Raw genomic sequence first — 15,006 nt, 5'->3', positions numbered from 1 at the left:
CCGGCCGTCACGGCGGCCGGGGCGGGCACCCGCCCGACCACCATCGACAGACAAGGACAACCTGATGGACGCCGACGACGCCCGCACCCGGGCGCAGGACGCGCTGCGCCGGCTGGAGAACCCGGCGCAGCCGCTGACGCTGCTCGCCCCGGACGCCCCGGCCGAGTACGCCTGGTGCTGGGTCTACCCGTTCAACACGGTCCGGGCCACCGAGACCGGCAGCATCATGGACACGCTCGCGGTGGGCCCGCTCGTCGTGCCGAAGAACGGCGCCGAGCCCTGGGTGGCCCCGTCCGGCCCGCCGCTGGAGCGCTGGCTCAACGAGTACGCCGCACGCGAGGGACTGCCAGCGGTGCCGGTTCCGGCCGCACCGGACCCGTTCGCCTGAGCCCGGACGGTCCGCCGCGACCGGCGCCACGGTCGCGGCGGGCCACCGCCACCTGGAGGGACCATGACGGACCGCCCCTTCCCGCCCGGACCGCCGCTGGCCGATCTGCTGCGCCGGATGATGCGCGGCGACGAACCGGTGGAGCGGATCGGTTCGGCGCTGCGCGACGCCCGGCTCGACCTCGCGATGAACGGCGACGGCCGGCCGCTGGTCGTGCGCTCCTTCGACGACATGCCCTGCGTGGTGGTGGCCACCTCGGCGGCCACGTTCGCCCCCGGGTGGCGCCCGGTCGAGCTGGCCGAGCTCGCCGAACTGCTGCCCGACGGCATCGACCTGCTCGTCGACCCGGACGGTCCCGAGCCGGTACGGCTGGCCGCCGCGATCGTCTGGCACGCCCTGCGACCCGCCGACGAGGAGGCCACCGGATGAGCGACGACGAGTTCCTCCTGCTGCTCGACCCGGAGTGGACCGACGGCGAGGACGACGAACCGCCGTTCGAGGCGGTCGTCGGGATGTGGCCGGTCGGCCCGCACGGCGAGGTCGGCCCGTTCCGGAGCAACCCGGAGTACCGTCCACGCTTCCCGGACTCCCCCACCGACCCGGCCGACGCGCTGCTGCGGCTGACCGCGGCCGGCGAGGCCGAGCCGGCGGACCTGCTCGCGGTCCTGCGGGACTCCACGTTCCACCTGGCGACGAACGGCGACGGGCGGCCACTCGTCCTGCCCGACCCCGAGGACGGGAACTGCGTGGTGGTCACCACGAGCACGGCGCACCGGGAGCGGGTGCCAGCCCCCGGATGGCGGCTGCTCGACCTGGCGGAACTGGCCACCGTGGCCGGCGCGTACGACACGATCGTCAACCCGGGCGGCCCGGCGCCGGCCCGCCTGTCCGCCGCCTTCCTGCGCGAGACGGCGCCGTGAGCGCCGGGACGCTGCACCTGCTCCTGCTGCGCGCCGCGGGCCGCATCCCGGACGACGACCTCTTCCGTCTGCGCGCGCTGCTCGCCGACGGCGACCGGGGCGCCTGCGCGGCCCGGCTGCTCGGCGCGTTCCCGCAGTCCGCGGCGGAGATCGCGGCGCTGGCCGCGCTGCTGCCCCCGGAAACGCCACTGCCGCCCGACCCGGCGGCCGACGACGACGTGGACACCGAGCCACGCACCCCGTTCGTCCCGTTCCCGCCGGCCGACCTGCCGCTGTACGCGACCGCCGCGCCGCTCGTAGTGGACGAGACCGCGGGCGGCGCCGTGGACGACCTCGACCGGGCCCTGCTCGACGTGCTGGACCCGGCGCACACCGCCGGGGTGTGGCGGTGCTGGCGGATCACCGCCGGGCCGGACGACACGGCGAGCGCCGTGCGGGTCTACCTGGTCGAGGCGACGCTGCCCGACGACGAGCTGCCCGACGTCGCCGACCGGGGGCAGCGGGCGCTCGCCGCCGCCGGTCACGCCGCGCCGGTCGAGGTCTACCGGCCCGGCCTGCCGCTACCCGCGTACCAGTGGGCGGCCCGGTCCCGGTCGGCGCTGATCTGGGCCCCGCGTCCACCCGGCGAGGTCCGCGTGGCCGCCGACGGGGACGGGCGGCTCCCGCTGGACGACGACGAGATCGCGCCGTTCGTCACCTACCTGCGGTCCGCGCCCGCGCTGACCGCGCGCCTGCGCACCGACGGCGACTGGATCTGGCCGGCCGACCTGGCCGACCGGGTGCTCGACGAGGGCGCGCTGGCCGACGAGGGCCTGCGCCGGCACCTGCGGCTGCGCCGGGCCGAGCCGGGGCCGCCGGCCGACGCGGTCGCCGTGCACCGGGCGCTCGCCGCGCTGGTACGGGCCGGCCGGCCGCGCTGATGCACGAACGGCTTCGGTCGGGGTGTCCTTAGGGCACGACCGTCCGGCGGGACCGGCGCTCGCGGCGCCCGGCGTGGTCGAATGCGCCGAGCGCCGCCGACGAGGACGCGAGGAGGCCGGGAATGACGGAGCAGGACCAGCTGCACGTCGCGCTGCTGCGGCTCGGCGGGCAGGTCCCCGACGCGATGCTGGCCGAGGCGCGGCTGCGGCTCGCCGACACCGGCACGGTGTCCCTGCCCGAGCCGCCCGGTGCCCTCGATCTGGCGTTCACGTTCGCCTCGGCCGTACCGAATCCCCGGGTCTTCGGTGGGCGGGTGCCGCCGCTGGCGGACCTCACCGGCCGCGAGGGCCTGATGGACGACACCGACCGGGTCGCCGTCGCGGCGGTACGGCGGCAACCCGACGCCGTGGCGTTGTGGCGCGCCTGGCGGATCGCCCCGGAGTGGGCGGCCTCGGTGATCCCGCCCGCGCCGGTCTACGTGCTGGAGGCGAACGGGCCGCAGGCCGTGACGGCGGCGAACGTGATGCGGGCGCTGGCCGGGGCCGGGCTCACCGCGCCGCTGGTCGAGGTGTACCGCTCCGGTGACAAGCTTCCGCCGTACGCGGCGGCGGCCCGCAGTTGCGGCGCTCTGCTCTGGGCCGACCGGGACGCCGAGCCGCTGCGGATCGCCCGGGTCCACGACGAGGTGGACGACGACGGGGCACGCTTCGCACCCGGCCGCGAGCGGCTGTCGGGCCCGGATCTGGCCCGGGTGGCGGCGTACCTCGACGCGGGCACCCCGGTGCTGGCCACCACCGCGCGGGGACCGGACGTGGTCCGGCCCGAACGCGGCCGGGTCGTGCCGATGACCTATCGCACGGACGGCCGCTGGCTCTGGCCCGAGTCGGTCGCCTACTACCTGCAGGCGTACGGGCTGGCGCCGGAGCCGGATCTGCTGGCCCACATCCGCTCGCACGGTGACCTGCTCCCGGTCACCGACCCCGCCGACGAGCACCGCGCGCTGGCCCTGCTGTTCCAGTCGTATGCCCTCGTGCCGGCGGCGCCGGACGCATGACGATCTTCGTGGCGATCGCGTCGTACCGGGACCGGGAGCTGGTGCCGACGGTGCTGGACTGCCTGGCGAAGGCGGCGCGCCCACAGGACGTCCGCGTCGCGGTCTGCTGGCAGCACCTCGGCGACGAGGACATCTCGGCCATCCGGGAACTGCCGCAGGTGGACGTGCAGGAGCACGACGCCCGCGACAGCCGCGGCGCCTGCTGGGCCCGGGACCAGACGTTCCAGCGGTACCGGGGCGAGGACTGGCTGTTGCAGGTGGACAGTCACACCCGGTTCGCGCCGGACTGGGACGTGCGGCTGATCCGGATGGCGCGGGAGACCGGCGCGGCGAAGCCGATCCTGACCGCGTACCCGGCGAGTTACGAGCCCGAGCGGGAGTTCACCGGCGAGGGCGTGCCGGCCGAGATCGTCGTCAGCGACTGGACGGCGTTCGGCATACCGATCTTCGGTCAGCGTCCCATCGAGGGCGCTGCGCCGGGCGTGCCGCCCAAGCCGGCGCTGTTCCTGGCCGCCGGTTTCCTCTTCGCACCCGGCTCGTTCGCGGTCGAGGTGCCGTACGACCCGGGCATCTACTTCCACGGCGAGGAGATCACCCTGGCGTTGCGCGCCTACACGTGGGGCTACGACCTGTTCCACCCCACCGAGGTGCTGGCCTGGCACTACTACATCCGCCAGGACAGGCCGCGCCACTGGAGCGACCACGTCGAGTCCGACTGGGCCCGCTATGAGGAGCTGAGCCGCCGGCGGGTGCTCTACATGCTGCACACGCCGCCGGTCGACCGGCTCGGCATCGGCCCGGTACGCACGCTGCGGCAGTTCGTGGCACACACCGGCTGCAACTTCACCCGCCGCACCTGGACCGACATGCTGGCCCAGGAACTCGTGCTGCTCTGACCAGCGCCCGCCACCGACACCGGGTTGCCGACCGGGTGACGTCACATCGACGTGGCGCCGGCGGCGGTGTCGATGAGGTCCGCGACGGCGCCCGGCTGGGAGACCGTCACCGCGTGCGAGGCGGCGACCTCGATCGTCGTGGATCCGGCCCGCTCGGCGAGGAAGCGCTGCAGATCCGGCGGGATCGCCAGGTCCTGGGCGGTGATCAGCGTCCAGGACGGGATGCTCCGCCAGGCGGCCCGCGTCACACTGTCGGTCAGCGTGTTTCCCGCGGCCGGCCGCTGCGTGGCCGCCATCACCCCGGCGGCATCCCGCGGGACGTCGGGGGCGAAGAAGTCCGGGTAGGTCTCCTGCTTGACGTACTGGTCCATGTCCGCGCTGCCGTCCTGGGCGGGGATCGGCACCGCGTGGATGTTGTCGGCGAGCTGGCTGCCGGGGAACCGGGCGTTCAGGTCGGCCACCGACTCGCCGACGTCCGGGCTGAAGCTGGCCACGTACACCAGGGCCCGGACGTTGGCGGCGCCGTCCGCGGCCTCGGTGATGATCGCGCCGCCGTACGAGTGGGCGGCGAGCACGACCGGTCCGGGCAGGCTGTCCACGAGCGCGCGCAGGTAGGCGGCGTCCCCCTGCACGCTGCGCAGCGGATTCGCGACCGCGATGACCGGGTAGCCACGGCGCTGTAGATCGGCGATCACCCCGTTCCAGCTGGACCCGTCCACGAACGCCCCGTGAACGAGTACGACGGTGGGCATTCCGGTCGTGTCAGGCGCAGCGTTCATCTGACATTCCTTTCGGTGATCTGCCGCACGGAGAGCCGGACAGCACAGGGCGACCGGCCGGCGACGCCGGTTCGACGTTTGCGAAACCCAATATCCGGCACTGGCGGAACGCCTGTCAGCGGGATTCGGAAAACGCCGCCGCAAAGGCTGCGCGTCCTCCCGCCGCTATGCGAGGAACCGGCTCCGCGCAACCGGTTCCCACAATTCTTCGCCTGAGAAGAAGCTGAGAGTGCGGCGAGGCGGACGGTCGTCGCCGGGACCGAACGTTCGCTTCTGCGCCGAGGGCATCCATTCGGCCGCCACAATCCAGTCCCCCGGTTTTCGGGGCTGCGCTTTTCTCAATGCGGCGACGGAATATCCGGACGAGAATCATCCGGTCCATCGGGAGGTCATCGTCCACCGCCAATGTTCCTCGTGGCACCGACGTGCCGGGCGGAGACGAGTTGCGTCGGCGGTTGAGCGCGGCGGGGGCCTGCCCGGTCGGCCGGCTACCGGGCGAGCCGGCTCCGCTCGTAATGGCCTCTGAAGTCGAAGAAGCGCAGCCCGTCCACAGTCACGTCGGCAGCGATCTGTTCCGCCGTCCAGACATGGTCGGAGTAGTCGTCCATCGCGACGCCGCCCCGACCGAGCAGCGCCAACGTGAGGCGACGGACCTCCACCGTCCCGTCGACCCGGCCCGAGACGTCGACCTGCACCGCCCACCTGGGCCGGTCACCGCGGGCGCGGCTCAGGGCCCGCACCGCCGCCGGCTCCCAGTCCGCGTACAGGTGCTCGTCCTCGTCGGTCAGATCCGGGTACAGGCATCCGTCCACCAGCCACGGATGTCTCTGATCCGGCGACAGCCGGTCGAGCAGGGCGACGACGGCGGCCTGCGGCACGGCCGGGAAGACAAAGACGCTACGCACGCCACGAGCGTCGCACGCCGCAGCCGATCCGACAGCGCCGCCACTGCGACCTGCCGGCGTGCGGGCAGGCGCTCAGCCGTTGCTGGGGCTGGAGATCCCGCGCCTCGCGAAGGACTCGGCGACCTCGTCGAAGGCCGCGACTGCCAGCTCCCGGCCTCGGCCAACGGCAGCTCCACCTGAGGGTCGTAGCCGGACAGGCCGGTGACCGCCTCGACGGCCGCGCCGAGCTGGTACACCGCCGTGACGACGTCGCCTGCGTCACCGCCCCGGTACCAGTACGGGACGGTGACACTGACCTCGTCCGCGTAGTAGCTGACCTGGACGCCGGTCGGCTCGTGCGTCAGCTCGTAGTTGTCGGCCCCCTCGAACACGGAGACCTCACCGAGCACCTGCCGCGCCGCCGCCACGATCCCGTCCCACGCCTCGGCACGCGGACGCTCAGCGGTGTCGGCCTCCGCCGCCGCCTTCAAGGCGTCCTCCCAGGACTGGTCGTCGCCTCGGGGTACGAAGATCAGGTCATAGCTCATGACGAAGGACCGTACATCCAGGCGCTTTGATTCTCCGGTGGGGACCGGCGCGGCTCGGTCGGCGGTGGCGTAGCGGGCATTCGCCGTCCGGAGACCGGGGGCCGGACCCTGCGCCCCTGACCGAGCTCCGCCGGGTCGCGTCGTTCCGAACACTGTCCGGACGGTTCGAGGTGCCCGACCGTTCCGGCTTCCATTGACGTCGGTCGACAAGTAACGTGAGGTATCGATCAAATTGCATTGAGTAACGTTCCGGCCGCGCCGCGACCCGGGCCTGCCGGATGAGCGAGGTGGCCCCGACATGGACGCCGACAGGCACAACCCTCGTTGCGCGAAGGCTGAAAAACATCGCTGCGTCTGCAGCGAGTGCGGCGGCTCTCAGCACGGCGTGCAGGGATGGCTCGACCTCGTCAACCAGGACGATGCAGGCCGTCGTGGGCGACGGGAGTCCTTAGAAGGCAAACTATCCTGGACGCCGAATCGGCCACGGCGCCTGCGGATGACCCGCGTCAACAAGGAGGCCGCCACCGACCTGGCCCGCGTGGACATCGCGGAGTGGCTTGCCAGCCCTTCACCTCCTCACACGGGAGCCGAGGCCGACGAGGACCACCCGTCACCCGCCGAGCAGGTGGCCGCGCTCGCCAAAGAGATGGCGCGCGGAGCATGGCGGGAGATCACACCGGAGCTCTATCGCGCCGCCGCAGATGCCCAGGGCGTCAGGCGCGACCTCAGGCATCACGGCTGGTGCGACCTCTTCATCGCCATGGCCCGGGTCATCGAGGTGACCCGGCGCGGCTTCGACAGCATCCCCGGTCAGGTGAAGGACATGATCCTGCGCTCGCCGTTGCAAGCCGGCCGGCCGAACGTCACCGAAGCAGTCGTCGGCCTGATCGTCGACAAGGCGTGGCGCGGGTTCCAGGTAGCGGCATTCTCCGGCGTACCGTTGCTCGACCTCATCTCCAACGAAGAAGCCTTGCGGGCCCTGCGGATCCTCGCGGTGTTCATCTGCCCCGCGCCGGCACAACACCCCGCGGTACGGCAGCATGCGCTGACACCACTCGGAGAAGACGCCACCAAGATCCTCACCGACCGGACCAGGGCCCGGCTCGCCGAGCTGTTCACCGACCCGCCACCCGACGGCGTTGCCCTGGCAGGCGGATGACGGGCCGTACTCCCGGCTGCGGAACGCGACACCTCACTCCGCGCCATGAACGACGGCGCTGTCGCCGACGACGCGCTGTCGGGTCAGGCGGCGGGAGAGTTTGCCGTGCCCCGACTTGGGCAGATCGTCGAGCACGACGATCCGCTTCGGCACCTTGTAGCGCGGCAGGTGGTCGCGGCAATGGGCGATCAGCGCGGCCGGCGGGTCGGCGGGCGCGGGCTGCCGCAGCGCCACCGCGGCGACCACCGCCTCGCCCCACCGTCCGTCGGGCGCTCCGAACACCGCCACCTCGCGCACGCTCGGGTGTTCGCCGAGCACGTGCTCGACCTCGGTCGGGAACACGTTGTAGCCGCCCGAGATGATCATGTCGTCGCGCCGGTCGACCAGGTAGAGGTAGCCGTCCTCGTACCGGCCGAGGTCGCCGGTGAGGAACCAGCCGTCCCGGTGCCGGTCGGCCCAGGCCTCCTGCTGGTGCCAGTAGCCGGACGCCAGCCACGGCGTGCAGAGGGCGAGCTGTCCGACCTCACCATGCGGCACCTCGCGCAGGTCGTCGTCGACGATGCGCGTCTGCACGCCCCACGGGTGTTCCCGCCCGCACGAGGTCAGCAGATGCGCGGCGCCGGCCATCGCCCGCTCGTGATCGGCCGTGTCCAGCACGGTCACCGGAGCCGGCACCTCTGTCGACCCGTACACCGACGCCACGACCGGGCCGAGCCGCTCGTGTGCCCGCCGCACCAACGACGGGGACGCAGGGGCCGACGAGTACACCACCTGCCGCAACGACGACAGGTCTGCCCCGGCGGAGCCGTCGACCAGGTCCTGGAGCACCGTCGGCACCAGCAGCATGTGGGTCACGCCGTACCGCTCGATCGCGGCGGCGACCGGGCCGGGCCGGGGCGACTCGGCGATCACCACCCGTCCGCCGGCGACCAGGGCGGACTCCACCAGCCGGCCGGCGGCATGGCTCATCGGGGTCGTCACCAGGACGGCCTGGTCGGGTCCCGCCTTCGTCACCGCGGCCCAGGCCCCCATCGCCCCGGCCGTGCTGTCGAAGCTGTGCACGACGCCCTTGGGCCGGCCGGACGAGCCCGACGTGAACAGGACCTGGGAGACGGCGCCCGGCGGCACGTCCACCGGCGCCTCACCGCCGTGATCGCCGGGCGGGCCGGGGTCGGCGGCGTCGAGCACGGCTGCCGGCTCCACCGTCTCCTCGATGTAGTGGCGCTCCCCCGCGGAGAGCACCCCCAGCACCGGCACGTACGCGGCTCCCCGCCAGGCCGCCGCCAGCACCGCCTCCAGGTAGCCGTGCGTGTTCGCCTGCCGGACGAGGACACGGTCGCCGGGGCCGACGCCGGCCCGGGCCAGGGTGGCGGCGCGACGGGCCACCCGGTCGGCCAGTTCCCGCCAGGTCAGCTCGACGTCCCGGGCCGGATCCGCTACCGCCGGCCGGTCCGGGAACAGCAGCGCGGCGCGCCGCAGGTAGTGCGCGTACGGATGCAGCACGTTCCCTCCCTCAGCTCCGGTCCAGGCCGAAGACCTTCCAGGCGTTGTCGCGCAGGAACATCCGCTCGACATCGGCCGGAAGATCGAGAGCGGACACCTCGCCGACCGCACGGTCGTAGCGAAGCGCCGGGTAATCGGTGCCGAACAGCACCTTGTGCGGTGCCCGGCGCTTGAGGAATCGGACGAACCGCTCCGGGTAGCGGGTGGGAGCGTGGGCCGACGTGTCGACGTACACGTTGTCGTGTTTCCACGCGAGCATGCCCATCTCCTCCTCCCACGGCCACCCGATGTGCGCCCCGACGATGGTCAGTTCGGGAAACGTGAGCGCCACCTCGTCGAGGTAGATCGGCCGGCCGGGCTCCGACGGCAGCAGTGGCCCGGTGTGTCCCACCTGGATGGTGACGGAGACGCCGAGCTCGCAGGCCTTCGCGTAGATGGGGTACCACAGCTTGCTGTTCGGCGGGTTGTCGTAGCCGTACGCGTACGGGCACACCTTCACGTTCACGAAGCCGTAGTCACGTACCCATGTCTGCATCTCGCGTAGCGCGGCCATCGGCCGGCGCGGGTCGACGGCGAGGCTGCCGCGGAACCGCGTCGGGTACTTCTCGACGCAGGCGGCGACCTCCTCGTTGCTGATCTTCACATCGTCGGCCTCGCGGATGGCGGACAGCACGGCGATCTCGACACCCCACCGGTCCATCTCCTCGACCTGCTCGTCGATCGACCAGCCGCCGAAGCCGGACGCGCCGAACAAGGACATTCCGTGGGTCCGTTTGGGGTCGGCGTTCCACCGGTCGGAGATCGGCGGGTGGCAGGGCATCGCCCAGGCGTCCACGATGCCGTACGGGCGTTCGCTCATCTGTGCTCCTCTCGTTGCTCACACCGCCGCGCCGAAGCGCAGCGACAGTCCTCCGTCGACGACGAGCAGGGCGCCGGTCACGTACCGGGCCTCCTCGCTCGCCAGGAACAGCGCCGCGTGGGCGACGTCCCACGCGTCACCCATGGCACCGGTCGGGCAGCGCCGGGCCCGGCGCGCGCGCAGGACCGCCGGGTCGGCGTCCGGCTGGCCGGCGTACACGGTCGGCGTGTCCACCAGACCCACCACGACGGCGTTGCAGCGGACACCGGTCGCCGCGTGCTCGGCGGCGACGGCACGGGTGAGGTGGTTGAGGCCGGCCTTGCTCACGCCGTACGCGGTCAGCCGGTCGCCGGTCGCGCCGAGCGAGGCGACCGACGAGACGTTGACGATCGCGCCGCCGCCCTGTTCGCGCATGTGCGGAACGACGGCCCGCGTGGTGAGGTACGCGGAGGTGAGGTTGATCCGGTGGACCAGGTCCCAGTGCCGCGGCTCGGTGTCCTCGATACCCGCGACGACGCCGACGCCGACGTTGTTGAGCAGCACGTCGACCCGTCCGTACCGGCGCAGGCAGGCCTCGACCAGCGCGGCCACCCCGTCCGGGCGGGACACGTCGGCGGTGAACGGCTCGCACTCGCCGCCTTCGGCCCGGACGATCCCGGCCGTCTGCTCGGCCGCGTCGGCGCGCCGGTCGACGGCGAAGACGCGGGCGCCGGCCCGGGCGAACAGCACGCTCGCCGCCTTCCCGTTGCCCCATCCGGGGCCGAGCGACCCGGCCCCGGTGACGATCGCGACGCGGTCGTGCAGCCGCCCGGTGACGTCGCCGCGTGCTTCGGGGGCCGGCGCGGTCATCGGGCGACGTCCGGGAAGTAGGAGCGCGCGATGATCATCCGCTGGATCTGGTTGGTGCCCTCGTAGATCTGGTTGATCTTCGCGTCGCGCATGAACATCTCGACCGGGAAGTCGGTGACGTAGCCGTAGCCGCCGTGCACCTGGACCGCGTCGGTCGTGACCGCCATCGCCATGTCGCTCGCGTACGTCTTGGCGATCGAGGCCAGCCGGGCGGCGTCCGGATGGCCGTCGACGTATGCCTGCGCCGCGTCGTAGACCAGCGAGCGGGCGGCGTGCAACGGGATCGCCATGTCGGCGATGAGGAACTGCATGCCCTGGAACGCGGCGATCGGCCGGCCGAACTGCCGCCGTTCGCCGGCGTACCGGACGGCCGCGTCGAACGCGCCCTCGGCGATGCCGAGCGCGAGGGCCGCGACGACGATGCGGCCCTCGTCGAAGCCCTGCATCAGCAGGGGGAAGCCGCCGTTCTCCGGCCCGAGCAGGTGGTCGGCCGGCACCCGGACGTCGGCGAAGACCATCTCGGCGGTCGCCGAGGCGTGCAGGCCCATCTTCTCCTCGAACCGCACCGCCTCGACGCCGGGCCGGTCGGCCTCGACGTAGAAGGCGGACACGCCGCGCGGCCCGGGGCCACCGGTCCGGGCGACGACGACGTAGAAGTCGGCGTGGCCGCCGTTGGTGATGAACCGTTTGCTGCCGTTGATCACCCACTCGTCGCCGTCGCGCCGCGCGGTGGTCGCCACGCCGCCGAGGTCCGAGCCGGCTTCGGGTTCGGTGGCCGCGATCGCGCCGAGCCGGTCGCCGGACGCGACGTCCCGCAGCACGCCGGGCAGCCAGGCCGGCGCGTCGGGCCGGTCGGCCGCCCGCACCATCACCTTGGTCGGGAACCAGGTCGCGGTCAGCACGGTGGACGCGCTCGGGTAGACCTTGGAGATCTCCTCGAGGACGACGACCTCGGCCCGGACGTCGGTGTCGACGCCGCCGAACCGCTCGGGCACCACGAGCCCGGTGAAGCCGGCGCCGGCCAGGATCTTGCGCAGCTCCGGTGAGAACGTGCGGCCGCGCTCGAGTTCGGGTACGAGCGGCGCGATCCGCTCCGTCGCGACGTCGCGGGCGACCGCCGCGAGGTCCCGTAGCTCCGTTGGCAACATGTCGAAGAACACGTGGGGATCCCTTTCAGCTCAAGCGCCGGTATACGGGATATTGGAAGGGACGGGATGACCGCGACTCCGGGCGCGGTGCGGCAAAATGGCAGTAAGCGGCGGAAACGAACAAATCGGCCGCAGAGGAGGACCTGTGAGTCTGACGTCGGAACGGCTCGACCGCACGCCGCTCGGCCGGCGGATCGCCGACGCGCTGCGGCACGACATCCTGTTCGGGCGACTCGCGCCGGGCACCAAGCTGGCCCAGCTGCAGGTGTGCGAGCGCTTCGGCACCAGCCGGATGCCGGTCCGCGACGCGCTGCGGCAGCTGACGTACGAGGGCTTCCTGACCGGCGACGGCGGCGGGCACAGCGTCGTGGCGCCCCTGCGCCGGCACGACATCGAGGACAGCTTCCTCATCGAGGGCCAACTGCACGGCATCGCCACCCGCCGGGTGGCCGAGCAGGGCGACCCGGCCCACCTGGCCGAGCTGGCCGAGCGGCACGCGCAGATGTGCGGCGCCGCCGAGGACGCCCAGCTCGCCGCCGATCTGAACTGGCACCTGCACCGGCGGATCAACCAGATGGCGCAGTCGCGCCGGCTGATCGTCGCGCTGCGGGCCCTGGCGGTCACGATCCCGCGCGACCTGCTCCTGGAGTTCCCGCAGTGGATCGACCGGGCCAACGACGAGCACGCGCAGATCATCGCGGCGGTCGCGGCGGGCCGCGGCGAGCAGGCCGCCGACCTCATGCGCGACCATGTGGCCGAGGCCGGCCGCGACCTCGTCCGCTACCTGGAGAAGAAGGGCGTCGACCTGACCTGAGCCGGTGGCGGTCATGGCACTGCCGCCGCGAGCTCGTCGGCGACGAGCAGGCACCCGTGCAGGCCGATGCCGCAGGCCAGCGCGACGGCCTCGGCGACCTGCCCCGGCGTGGCGCCCAGGTCCAGGGCGGTCCGGATGTGCTCGCGGACGACGTCCGCGTCGGCGAGGGTGACCGCCGCCGCGACGGCGACCGCGATCAGCTCCCGGTCGACGGCCGGCAACCCCGCCGCTCCGCCCGCGTCGACCACCTCGGCGTGGGCCGCGGCGAGCCCTGCGCCGACCGGTGGCGGTCCGGCGTCGCCGTCCGCGGCCGGGCCGGCAAGGTCGGCGAGGATCGGCAGCGCCAGCGTCGCGGCCCGGATGCCGACCGAGCCGGCCACCGCCGCCGCGTGCATGACGTGCGCGCGTGGCACACCGGCGCGCAGCGCGCCGGCGACGTGCATGCGCACCCCGGCCGGATAGAGGTGACCCGGCGCCGCGCTCAACGCGACGCAGATCAGCTCCTTGAGCGCCACCGGCAGCTCCCGCCCGCGCCACGGCACGGCCGCCAGGCGCAGGTACGCCTCCAGCACCTGTGGCGCCTCGACCGCGATCGCGTCGAAGGCCGGCGTCCACCGTCCGCCGAGGTAGCGGTCGGCCAGGGTGCGGTCAGCTGACATCGGGCACCGCCCCGCCGGACAGCGCCTCGCGCAGCCAGTCCGGCATCGGGGCCGCCCTCAGCCGGCCACCGTCCAGCCGCGACCACACGTGCACCGTGCGCACGCGCACCGCCTCGCACCGGTCGGGCCGGCGGAAGCCGACCGAGCACAGCGTGAACGAGCTGCGCCCCACCGGTCCGGACCGCAGCTCCAGGTCGACCCGGTCGTCGAGACTGACCGGCGCGAGGTAGTCGGCGTTCGCGCTCACCGTGGCGGTCGCCTGGGCGGCCCGCAGCAGGCCGCTCAGCGGATGGCCGATCGCGTCGAGCCAGCCGGTGTAGAGCTGCTCGTGCCAGGCCAGCGGGGCCGGGTAGTAGATGACACCGGCCTGGTCGACGTCGCGCATCGGCACCCGCAGCCCGAGCCGGGCGAGCAGCGGCGCGACGCCGTCAGTCACGGCCCATCCCCAGCGACCGGGCCACCCGGTTGCGCACGAGTTCCTCGGTGATCGGCGCGAGGCGGAAGGCGCGCAGGTCCCGCCACACGTGCTCGACGCCGCCCCAGCGGGTGAAACCGATGCCGCCCATCAGCTGCACCGCGACGTCGGCGACCCGCTGCGCCGCGTCCACGCTGCGCGACTTCGCGACGTCCGCGCCAATCGTGACCGGCGCGCCGGCCGCCCACCGCCGCGCCATGGCGTACGCGTAGTGGCGGGCCGTCTCGAGGTCCATGACCGCGTCGGCGACCTGATGCTGAAGCGCCTGGTAGCTGTCCACACGGGTGCCGAACGCGGTACGCCGGGCCGCGTAGGCCAGTCCGCGCCGCAGCGCGCCGTGCGCGGCGCCGATCACGATGGCCGGAATCAGCAGCCGTTCCTCCACCAGCACCGTGCGCAGCGCCGCCTTGACCGCCGGACCGGTGAACGCGTGGTCGACGGCAACGCCGTCGAGGTCGACCTCGTACGTGCCGAACGAGGACGCGAAGCTGGGCGTCGGCACCCGGGACATCGACAGCCCGGGCGCGTTCGTGCGCACGAGCGCGAACGCCAGCCCGCTCGTCCCGCCGGCGGGCGCCCCGGCCTCCCGGACCAGCAGGAAGAGATGGTCGGCCGAGGCGGCGGCGGTGCAGTAGCGCTTGCGACCGCTGACCCGCCCGTCGGCCAGTGTGGTGTCCAGCGCGCCGAACAGGTCGGATCCGCCGCCCGGCTCGGTGACCCCGAACGCGAAGCGCAGGCGGCCGGCGGCCAGCCCGGGCAGCAGCTCCTTGCGGGTGGGCTCGTCGGCCAGCGCGGCCAGCAGCGGCGCGGCGAAGCAGTTGGAGATGCCCCACACCCAGGCCAGCACGCCGACCCGCTCGGCCAGCACCTCGGCGATGCGCATCTTCGCGACGATGTCGGCCGGTTCGCCGCCGTGCTCCTCGGCGATCCCGACCCGGTGCAGGGCGTGCTCCGCGGCCCACTCCCACAGGTCGGCGGGAAACTCGGTGCGGGCGGCCAGGTCGGCGGCCGTCTCGTCGTTGATGCGGGCGACGAGTTCCCGGGCGCGGTTCACCGCGTCGTGCTCAGGTCCGTCGAGCGGCTCGAGGACCTGCTCGGCGGGGGCCGCGGACGGTACGAGGGTCATGAGGGCCTCCGTCGGTCGATGAGA

Annotated in this window: 18 protein-coding genes; 8 read left to right on the top strand and 10 right to left on the bottom strand. The window is 73.3% G+C overall.

Going from position 1 to position 15,006, the window contains the following annotated elements; genetic code table 11:
* Positions 1 to 64: 64 nt before the first annotated feature.
* From FHU28_RS16590 to FHU28_RS16565, 6 genes are all read left to right on the top strand, one after another.
* Positions 65 to 388, top strand: a complete 324-nt coding sequence (locus FHU28_RS16590) for a YrhB family protein (RefSeq protein WP_116510267.1) — start codon at positions 65 to 67, stop codon at positions 386 to 388.
* 63 nt (positions 389 to 451) lie between these two features.
* Positions 452 to 817 carry a hypothetical protein gene (locus FHU28_RS16585; RefSeq protein ID WP_184685214.1) on the top strand — a complete coding sequence of 122 codons (366 nt, stop codon included), beginning with the start codon at positions 452 to 454 and terminating at the stop codon, positions 815 to 817.
* Positions 814 to 1,308 (top strand): type VII secretion system-associated protein, encoded by a 495-nt coding sequence (locus FHU28_RS16580; protein WP_184685212.1) that lies wholly within the window; start codon positions 814 to 816, stop codon positions 1,306 to 1,308. The genes FHU28_RS16585 and FHU28_RS16580 overlap by 4 nt, the downstream gene beginning before the upstream one ends.
* Positions 1,305 to 2,228, top strand: a complete 924-nt coding sequence (locus FHU28_RS16575) for a hypothetical protein (RefSeq protein ID WP_184685210.1) — start codon at positions 1,305 to 1,307, stop codon at positions 2,226 to 2,228. Before FHU28_RS16580 ends, FHU28_RS16575 begins: the two co-directional genes overlap by 4 nt.
* Before the next feature lie 122 nt (positions 2,229 to 2,350).
* The gene (locus tag FHU28_RS16570) at positions 2,351 to 3,283 is read left to right on the top strand and encodes a hypothetical protein (RefSeq protein ID WP_184685208.1); all 933 of its coding nucleotides are present in this window, start codon (positions 2,351 to 2,353) and stop codon (positions 3,281 to 3,283) included.
* A complete protein-coding gene (locus tag FHU28_RS16565; RefSeq protein WP_184685206.1) occupies positions 3,280 to 4,179 on the top strand; it encodes a GlcNAc-transferase family protein in 900 nt (299 codons plus the stop codon). Before FHU28_RS16570 ends, FHU28_RS16565 begins: the two co-directional genes overlap by 4 nt.
* Before the next feature lie 41 nt (positions 4,180 to 4,220).
* Here the strand turns inward: FHU28_RS16565 and FHU28_RS16560 are convergent, their stop codons facing one another.
* From FHU28_RS16560 to FHU28_RS16550, 3 genes are all read right to left on the bottom strand, one after another.
* On the bottom strand, positions 4,221 to 4,958 hold the full coding sequence (locus FHU28_RS16560; RefSeq protein ID WP_260413027.1) for an alpha/beta fold hydrolase: 738 nt from the start codon (positions 4,956 to 4,958) through the stop codon (positions 4,221 to 4,223).
* Positions 4,959 to 5,446: 488 nt separating this feature from the next.
* Positions 5,447 to 5,770, bottom strand: coding sequence for a hypothetical protein (locus FHU28_RS16555; RefSeq protein ID WP_184685204.1), 324 nt, complete (start codon positions 5,768 to 5,770; stop codon positions 5,447 to 5,449).
* Positions 5,743 to 6,390: a hypothetical protein gene (locus tag FHU28_RS16550; RefSeq protein ID WP_184685202.1), complete on the bottom strand. Its 648-nt coding sequence runs from the start codon at positions 6,388 to 6,390 to the stop codon at positions 5,743 to 5,745. The genes FHU28_RS16555 and FHU28_RS16550 overlap by 28 nt, the downstream gene beginning before the upstream one ends.
* Before the next feature lie 298 nt (positions 6,391 to 6,688).
* Here FHU28_RS16550 and FHU28_RS16545 point away from each other — a divergent pair, with 298 nt between their 5' ends.
* The gene (locus FHU28_RS16545; protein WP_184685200.1) at positions 6,689 to 7,549 is read left to right on the top strand and encodes a hypothetical protein; all 861 of its coding nucleotides are present in this window, start codon (positions 6,689 to 6,691) and stop codon (positions 7,547 to 7,549) included.
* Between the two features lie 33 nt (positions 7,550 to 7,582).
* Here the strand turns inward: FHU28_RS16545 and FHU28_RS16540 are convergent, their stop codons facing one another.
* From FHU28_RS16540 to FHU28_RS16525, 4 genes are read right to left on the bottom strand one after another with little or no spacing between them, the layout of a single operon-like run.
* Complete coding sequence (locus tag FHU28_RS16540) at positions 7,583 to 9,052, bottom strand: class I adenylate-forming enzyme family protein (RefSeq protein ID WP_184685199.1); 1,470 nt, start codon at positions 9,050 to 9,052, stop codon at positions 7,583 to 7,585.
* 10 nt (positions 9,053 to 9,062) lie between these two features.
* Positions 9,063 to 9,911, bottom strand: coding sequence for an amidohydrolase family protein (locus FHU28_RS16535; RefSeq protein ID WP_184685197.1), 849 nt, complete (start codon positions 9,909 to 9,911; stop codon positions 9,063 to 9,065).
* An 18-nt stretch (positions 9,912 to 9,929) separates the two neighbouring features.
* Positions 9,930 to 10,760 (bottom strand): SDR family NAD(P)-dependent oxidoreductase, encoded by an 831-nt coding sequence (locus FHU28_RS16530; protein ID WP_184685195.1) that lies wholly within the window; start codon positions 10,758 to 10,760, stop codon positions 9,930 to 9,932.
* Entirely contained in the window at positions 10,757 to 11,920 is a 1,164-nt protein-coding gene (locus FHU28_RS16525; protein ID WP_198033276.1) for an acyl-CoA dehydrogenase family protein, read from the bottom strand. The genes FHU28_RS16530 and FHU28_RS16525 overlap by 4 nt, the downstream gene beginning before the upstream one ends.
* A 133-nt stretch (positions 11,921 to 12,053) precedes the next feature.
* Between FHU28_RS16525 and FHU28_RS16520 the strand changes: the two genes are divergently transcribed.
* Complete coding sequence (locus FHU28_RS16520) at positions 12,054 to 12,722, top strand: GntR family transcriptional regulator (protein ID WP_184685193.1); 669 nt, start codon at positions 12,054 to 12,056, stop codon at positions 12,720 to 12,722.
* 11 nt (positions 12,723 to 12,733) lie between these two features.
* Here the strand turns inward: FHU28_RS16520 and FHU28_RS16515 are convergent, their stop codons facing one another.
* From FHU28_RS16515 to FHU28_RS16505, 3 genes are read right to left on the bottom strand one after another with little or no spacing between them, the layout of a single operon-like run.
* Complete coding sequence (locus FHU28_RS16515; RefSeq protein WP_184685191.1) at positions 12,734 to 13,381, bottom strand: carboxymuconolactone decarboxylase family protein; 648 nt, start codon at positions 13,379 to 13,381, stop codon at positions 12,734 to 12,736.
* Positions 13,371 to 13,817: an acyl-CoA thioesterase gene (locus tag FHU28_RS16510; protein WP_184685189.1), complete on the bottom strand. Its 447-nt coding sequence runs from the start codon at positions 13,815 to 13,817 to the stop codon at positions 13,371 to 13,373. The genes FHU28_RS16515 and FHU28_RS16510 overlap by 11 nt, the downstream gene beginning before the upstream one ends.
* The gene (locus FHU28_RS16505; RefSeq protein WP_184685186.1) at positions 13,810 to 14,982 is read right to left on the bottom strand and encodes an acyl-CoA dehydrogenase family protein; all 1,173 of its coding nucleotides are present in this window, start codon (positions 14,980 to 14,982) and stop codon (positions 13,810 to 13,812) included. The genes FHU28_RS16510 and FHU28_RS16505 overlap by 8 nt, the downstream gene beginning before the upstream one ends.
* Positions 14,983 to 15,006: the final 24 nt, after the last annotated feature.

The organism is Micromonospora echinospora, from assembly GCF_014203425.1.
In the GTDB taxonomy this organism is placed as follows: domain Bacteria; phylum Actinomycetota; class Actinomycetes; order Mycobacteriales; family Micromonosporaceae; genus Micromonospora; species Micromonospora echinospora_A.
Note: the sequence above shows the minus strand (reverse complement) of the source record. Positions and strands in the feature narration are given on the sequence as shown.